The organism is Adlercreutzia equolifaciens (genome assembly GCF_029076695.1).
Taxonomy (GTDB): domain Bacteria; phylum Actinomycetota; class Coriobacteriia; order Coriobacteriales; family Eggerthellaceae; genus Adlercreutzia; species Adlercreutzia equolifaciens_A.
In genome coordinates this window covers 1-302 of sequence record NZ_JARFIK010000391.1, presented here as the reverse complement: position 1 = coordinate 302, position 302 = coordinate 1, and the positions used below count along the sequence as shown (strand labels likewise).

The window sequence follows — 302 nt, the reverse complement described above, 5'->3', positions numbered from 1 at the left end:
GGGCTTCGCCGAGTCCATCCTGGCCTATGCGGCGGAGCAGGGTGCCGAGGTGCGCTGGTTCACCGAGATCATCAAGTGCGAGCAGGACGAGAACGGCCGCGTGACCGGCGTTATCGCCCGCGACGTAAAGAACGACCGCCACTATATTCGCATCAATGCCAGCAAGGGCGTCATCCTCTCCTCCGGCGGCTACGGCAACAACCTGGAGATGATGGAGGACCGCCAGGCCTGGAACCAGAAGATCCGCATTGCGGCTCCGGGATCGGGCGGCAATCCGACGGGCGACGGCATCAAAGCCTGCC

Annotated in this window: 1 protein-coding gene; it reads left to right on the top strand. The window is 64.2% G+C overall.

Going from position 1 to position 302, the window contains the following annotated elements; translation table 11 throughout:
- On the top strand, window positions 1-302 hold a 302-nt coding region (locus PZH32_RS12875), incomplete at both ends, for an FAD-binding protein (protein ID WP_275208648.1).